The 511-nt window shown below is 68.5% G+C and carries 1 protein-coding gene; it reads left to right on the top strand.

Annotated elements, in window-relative coordinates; genetic code table 11:
• On the top strand, positions 1 to 511 hold a 511-nt coding region (locus D3273_RS28015; protein ID WP_165359781.1), incomplete at both ends, for an alpha/beta hydrolase.

Genomic DNA, 511 nt, shown 5'->3' with positions numbered 1-511 from the left:
GTCACCGCCATCGTGTCCCAGAACGGCAACGCCTACGAGGACGGCCTCAGCGAGGGCTGGGCACCCTGGAGGGCCTACTGGGCCGACCCCAGCCCTACGAGGCGCGAAGCCTGCCGCGCTTCCCTGACACCGGATGCGATACGCGAAGGGCAATACCTGCACGGCGCAGACCCGTCGCGGATGTCGCCGGACGGCTATACGCTCGACAGCGCCTACATGGCCCGGCCTGGAGCCGACGAGATCCAGCTCGACCTCATCCTCGACTACCGCAGCAACGTCGCCCTTTACCCGGCTTTTCAGGCCTACTTCCGTGCGCATCGGCCACCGCTCCTGGCGGTCTGGGGCCGCAACGACGCCCACTTTGTGCCCGCCGGCGCGGAAGCGTTCAGGCGCGACCTGCCCGACGCCGAGGTGGTGCTGCTCGACGCCGGCCACTTCGCCCTGGAAACGCACGCGAAGGAGGTCAGCGCGTTCGTGAACCGCTTCCTCGGCGATGTCGTCGATCTCCGAG

The sequence above is a fragment of the Lichenibacterium minor genome, from assembly GCF_004137685.1.
Lineage (GTDB): Bacteria > Pseudomonadota > Alphaproteobacteria > Rhizobiales > Beijerinckiaceae > Lichenihabitans > Lichenihabitans minor.
Note: the sequence above shows the minus strand (reverse complement) of the source record. Positions and strands in the feature narration are given on the sequence as shown.